This is a genomic window from Microbacterium umsixpiens (assembly GCF_053543675.1).
The window spans coordinates 45677-50470 of the sequence record NZ_JBLVOH010000014.1; the positions used below are offsets into that span (position 1 = coordinate 45677).

General features: G+C 69.5%; 5 protein-coding genes. 2 read left to right on the forward strand and 3 right to left on the reverse strand.

The features are described from left to right. On the reverse strand, positions 1–626 hold a 626-nt coding region (locus tag ACNPM4_RS01360), incomplete at its 3' end, for an alcohol dehydrogenase catalytic domain-containing protein (protein WP_448984437.1). 25 nt (positions 627–651) lie between these two features. Further along, positions 652–1203 (reverse strand): TetR/AcrR family transcriptional regulator, encoded by a 552-nt coding sequence (locus tag ACNPM4_RS01365; protein WP_448984438.1) that lies wholly within the window; start codon positions 1201–1203, stop codon positions 652–654. Positions 1204–1340: 137 nt separating this feature from the next. Between ACNPM4_RS01365 and ACNPM4_RS01370 the strand changes: the two genes are divergently transcribed. Beyond that, positions 1341–2426 carry a PQQ-dependent sugar dehydrogenase gene (locus tag ACNPM4_RS01370; protein ID WP_448984445.1) on the forward strand — a complete coding sequence of 362 codons (1086 nt, stop codon included), beginning with the start codon at positions 1341–1343 and terminating at the stop codon, positions 2424–2426. On the opposite strand, the gene ACNPM4_RS01375 is transcribed toward ACNPM4_RS01370, so the two are convergent. Further along, a complete protein-coding gene (locus ACNPM4_RS01375) occupies positions 2404–3285 on the reverse strand; it encodes a helix-turn-helix domain-containing protein (RefSeq protein WP_448984439.1) in 882 nt (293 codons plus the stop codon). The two genes, ACNPM4_RS01370 and ACNPM4_RS01375, sit on opposite strands and share 23 nt — an antisense overlap. A 187-nt stretch (positions 3286–3472) precedes the next feature. Between ACNPM4_RS01375 and ACNPM4_RS01380 the strand changes: the two genes are divergently transcribed. Beyond that, positions 3473–4708, forward strand: a complete 1236-nt coding sequence (locus tag ACNPM4_RS01380) for a multidrug effflux MFS transporter (protein WP_448984440.1) — start codon at positions 3473–3475, stop codon at positions 4706–4708. The last annotated feature ends 86 nt before the right edge of the window (positions 4709–4794 follow it).

Consider the following 4794-nt stretch of genomic DNA (forward strand, 5'->3'; position numbering starts at 1 on the left):
TCCGCACTGGGCTCCGAGACGAGCACACGCTCGACGCCGCGGGCCCGCAGGGCGAACCACACGCCGATGCCGATCGGTCCGGCGCCTGCGATGAGCGCGGTACCGCCCGACTCGACGCCACTGCGGGAGACCGCATGCCACGCGACCGACATCGGCTCGACGAGGGCGCCCATGCGCAGATCGACGTTCTCCGGCAGCAAGTGCAGCTTCGTCGCGTCGACGGTCGTGAACTCCGCCATGCCGCCACCGTCGGAGCTGAGCCCGTGGAAGCCGATCTTCTGGCAGGCGTTGAACATGCCGCGACGGCAGGCGGGGCATTCACCGCAGTAGTAGATGGGCCAGACAGCCACCCGGTCGCCCACCGCGACGCCCGTCACGCCCTCGCCGAGCTCGACGACGGTACCGGAGAACTCGTGGCCGAGGATCTGGGGCAGTGTCGAACCCGTCACGGGGTGCGGGTGGTCGAGATCGAGTCCGGCGGCCTCGGGGGAGTAGTAGACGTGGAGGTCCGACCCGCAGATCCCCGCATACGCGTTGCGCAGCTTGACCTGTCCGGGCCCGGGCGTGGGCTCGGGGACGTCTTCGATGCGCAGATCTTCCTTGGCGTGGAACAGTGCGGCCTTCATTGGTTCTCTCCTTGTCCGGTGGCCGTCATCGCAGCCACCACTCCGGTGACGCCGCGAGGATCAGTCTCACGGCGCGGTCGATGTCGTCGTCGTCGCTCCGCAGCCACTCCTCGATCGCGCCCACGGTGCCCGCAGCGGCGTACGCCACAGCGATCCGCATCGCGGACGCGTCCGCCGCGAACACGGGCGGAACGATCTCCGAGTGCAGCTCGGCCCACAGCAGCAGGCCGGAACGGATGGATGCCTCCAGGTTGCTGCGGACGGGGGCGGCCAGCAGGGGCTGCATCGCCCCGCGGTACACCGAGGCCCGTCGGCGGATGTGCTCCAGGAGGGCTCGTTCACCATCGCCGATGGCATCGGTCTGCGGCAGGATCTCCATGGCGGCGTCGATCTCGGCGGAAAGCGCGTCGGCGAGAAGCTGCACCGGACTCTCCGCGTGCCGGTAGAAGGTGTCTCTGGTGACACCCGCCGCTGCACAGATCGCGGAGACGGTGACATCGGCGACCGGCATCGCTCCGGCGAGTTCGAGCACCGCATGACGGAGGCTCTCCCGTGAACGTCGCGACCTCGCATCCATGCCCCCAGTCTATCTGACAGTTGTCAGATAAAGACCTCTTCTGCGTCGTGGATCACGCGCCTAGTCTCGAAGGAAGCGGGAGTTCGCGTCTGCCGGCGAAGGCGACCGTGACGACCAGTGCGGCGAGGGGAGCGGAGATGGTGGACGGGTCCCGGCGCGGCCCGATCGCGTGGATCGTCGTGTCGGCCCTGTCGATCGCTCTTGCGGCGTGTGCACCGACGGCTGCACCCCCGTCGCCCTCGAGGCTTCCCGACGCTTCGGGATCGGTCTCCGCCGGAACCGAGACGACGATCGTCGAGAATCTGGCGGCCCCGTGGTCGATCGCCTTCCACGACGGGGTGGCGCTGATCAGCGAACGCGACAGCGCCCGGATCGTCGAGGTGTCGGACGACGGCGATGTCCGCGAAGTCGCGGTGGTCGACGGCGTCGAACCGGGTGGCGAAGGCGGCTTGCTCGGAATCGCCGTGCACGAGCGATATCTGTACGCGTACTCCACCGGCGCGGACGAGAACCGCGTGCAGCGCTTCCCCCTCACCGGGGCACCCGGCTCCCTCGGCCTCGGCGCGCCGGAGACGATCCTCGACGGCCTGGCCGCTGCGTCGAATCACAACGGCGGTCGCATCGCGTTCGGCCCCGACGGCACGCTGTACGTGACGGTGGGAGATGCGGGCGACCGGGACAGCGCGCAGGATCCGGGGTCACTGTCGGGCAAGATCCTCCGCATAACCCCCGACGGCAAGGTCCCGGCAGACAACCCCATCGCGGGATCGCCCGTCTACAGCCTCGGTCACCGCAACCCGCAGGGGCTGGCGTGGGATGAGGTCGGGACGCTGTATGCGAGCGAGTTCGGGCAGGACACCTGGGATGAGCTGAACGTCATCGAACCCGGCGGGAACTACGGATGGCCCGTCGTCGAAGGCATTGCGGATCGCGACGAGTTCATCGACCCGGTCCAGCAGTGGGCGCCGGATGTCGCCAGTCCGAGCGGCATGGCGATCGCGGAAGGCGCGGTCTTCATCGCGAACCTGCGGGGTGAACGGCTACGTGAGGTGCCGTTGGGTGATCTCTCGTCGTCCGCCGAGCACTTCACCGACGCCTACGGACGGCTTCGTGATGTCGTGGTCGCCCCCGACGGTTCGCTGTGGGTGCTCACGAACAACACCGACGGTCGCGGCGAACCCGGCGACGGCGACGACCGCGTCATCCGTGTGCCGCTCGAGTAGCCCCGGTCGCGTCCGCGCCCCAGGAAGCGAGGAGTCGGAGTCGTTCGGCGGAGGGTGAGCCGGGCTCAGCGCTGTAGATCAGCATCACCTGGCCCGGTTCGGCCGTGAGCGCGAGCTCTTCGTAGACGAGGGTCAACTCGCCGACGACCGGATGAGTGAAGCGCTTGATGCCCGAACCGTGCGTGCGCACGTTGTGCGCCGCCCAGAGCGTGCGGAATGCCTCACTGCGTGTGGAGAGCTCGCCGACGAGGTCCTGGATGCCCTTGTCGTGCGGGTCGCGGCCCGCCTCGGCGCGGATGACGGCGCCGCACATCTCGGCGAAGAGATCCCAGTCGGGGTAGAACTCCCGCGCTGCGGGGTCGAGGAACTGGAATCGGGCCAGGTTGGGGACCCGCCCGCCGTCGCCGATCACCGGTGAATAGAAGGCGCGGCCGAGCGCATTCGTGGCGATGAGGTTCTGCCGCTGGTCGCGGACGAACGCCACCGCCTCCGTCACGGAATCCAGCGCCCACTGCAGGCTGGGTCGCGGAGCTCCCGCCTTCGCCGTGCGGCGTCGAGCGCGTCCGGAAGAGGGAATGCCGTCTGCGGCGCGAGCGAGGTCGAGCAGGTGCGCATGCTCGGCGTCGTTGAGCTGGAGCGCGCGCGACACCGCCTCCAGGACTGAGGAGGAAGCGCCGGCGATGGCACCGCGTTCGAGCTTGGAGTAGTACTCGACGGAGACTCCGGCGAGGAGCGCGACCTCACTTCGACGCAATCCGTCGACGCGCCGGTTGCTCCCGGCGGTGAGACCGGCTGCCTCCGGGGTCACGCGGGCGCGCCGGGTCATCAGGAACTCGCGGACCTCTGCTCGATTGTCCATCAGGTCAGCGTAGATCCGATGCGCGCGGGAAGGGACGCCCTGAGAGGGCACCTCTCGGTGTCACGGGTGGTCCGGCGACCTCGCGATCTCCGGCCGCCGGTCCGCCCGCGGTGACGACGGGTTCCCCGTCGGTACACCCTTCGTCCGGGACTCCCGCCCTTCGGCGGACCGGTGGACGCTGGAACCCATGACACCACCTGTCGCGCTCTCTCGGCGGCTCCTGCCCGCACTGCTTCTGGTCCTGACCGTGTTCGGTCCGATCTCGATGGACCTCTACCTCCCGGCTCTTCCTGCGCTCACTCGCGACCTCGGCTCGGCGACTTCCGTCGCGCAGCTCACGGTCACGGCGTGCCTCATCGGACTCGCGGTCGGACAGCTGACGGCGGGACCGCTGTCGGACCGGCTCGGGCGGCGTCGCGTCCTGCTGGTCGGCATCGTCGCGTACGCGGTGACATCGCTCCTCTGTGCGTTCAGCCCGACGGTCGAGTTCCTGATCGTCGCTCGCCTGGTCCAAGGGCTTGCCGGCGGCGTCGGCATCGTCATCGCCAATGCCGTGGGACGCGACGTGTACGCGGGTGGTCAGCTGATCCGCTTCTACGGGCGCCTCACGGTCGTCGGCGCGTTGGCGGCGATCATCGGGCCACTGCTCGGTGGCGTGCTCACGGCTTTCACCGATTGGCGGGGCCTGTTCGTCTTCCTCGCCATCGCCGGCGTCGCGATCCTGGCTGCCACGGTGTTCCTCTTCGGGGAGACGTTGCCGGTCGAGCAGCGCAGCTCAGGAGGCCTCCGCAACGCGCTGCACGACTTCCGTACTCTGCTGAGCGACCGGGTCTTCCTGGGAGCCGTCCTGAATCAGGGCTTCCTGTACGCGGCCCTGTTCGCCTACCTCGCCGGTGCGACCTTCGTGCTGCAGGACGTGTACGGGCTCACACCGCAGGGGTATGCCGCGGCCTTCGGTGCGAACTCCGCCGGGTTCATGGTGTGCGGCTACCTCGCCGGTCGCGCGGCGGAACGGTGGAGCGTGAGGGGCACTCTCGCGGTCGGAGTCGTCGTCACGGCGGCCGGCGCGCTCGGACTGCTGCTGGCAGGTCTGACGCTGCTGCCACTGTGGGCCGTGCTCGCCGCGCTCTTCACACTCGCCGGCGGAGTGGCCATCGCCTCGCCGCCCGCGACCACCCTCGCGCTCAGCGAGCATCCGCAGTCGGCGGGAACGGCTTCGTCGCTCCTAGGCGTGGCGCGATTCGGGTTCGGCGGCATCGCGGCACCGTTCGTCGGCATCGCGGGTGCGTCGAGCATTCTGCCGCTCGGGATCGTGACGACGGTCTCGGCTGCGCTGGCCGGCCTGTCGTACCTCATGCTCGTGCGGGCTCGCCGCGCGGCTGTTCTGCCTGCATCCGGGAGCGAGCTCGCGGCGAGGCACTGATCCGCGCTGCGATCCTCAGCGAGGCCGCGTCCGGGGGAGGGGAGCGGAAGCTGGACGCCGGGCTGCGAATGTCGGAAGCCCCCCCC

Bases quoted from the DNA above. Each gene is read 5' to 3' on its own strand.
- ACNPM4_RS01380 (WP_448984440.1), top strand. From the start codon at position 3,473: ATGACACCACCTGTCGCGCTCTCTCGGCGGCTCCTGCCCGCACTGCTT.
- ACNPM4_RS01365 (WP_448984438.1), bottom strand. From the start codon at position 1,203: ATGGATGCGAGGTCGCGACGTTCACGGGAGAGCCTCCGTCATGCGGTG.
- ACNPM4_RS01370 (WP_448984445.1), top strand. From the start codon at position 1,341: ATGGTGGACGGGTCCCGGCGCGGCCCGATCGCGTGGATCGTCGTGTCG.
- ACNPM4_RS01375 (WP_448984439.1), bottom strand. From the start codon at position 3,285: ATGGACAATCGAGCAGAGGTCCGCGAGTTCCTGATGACCCGGCGCGCC.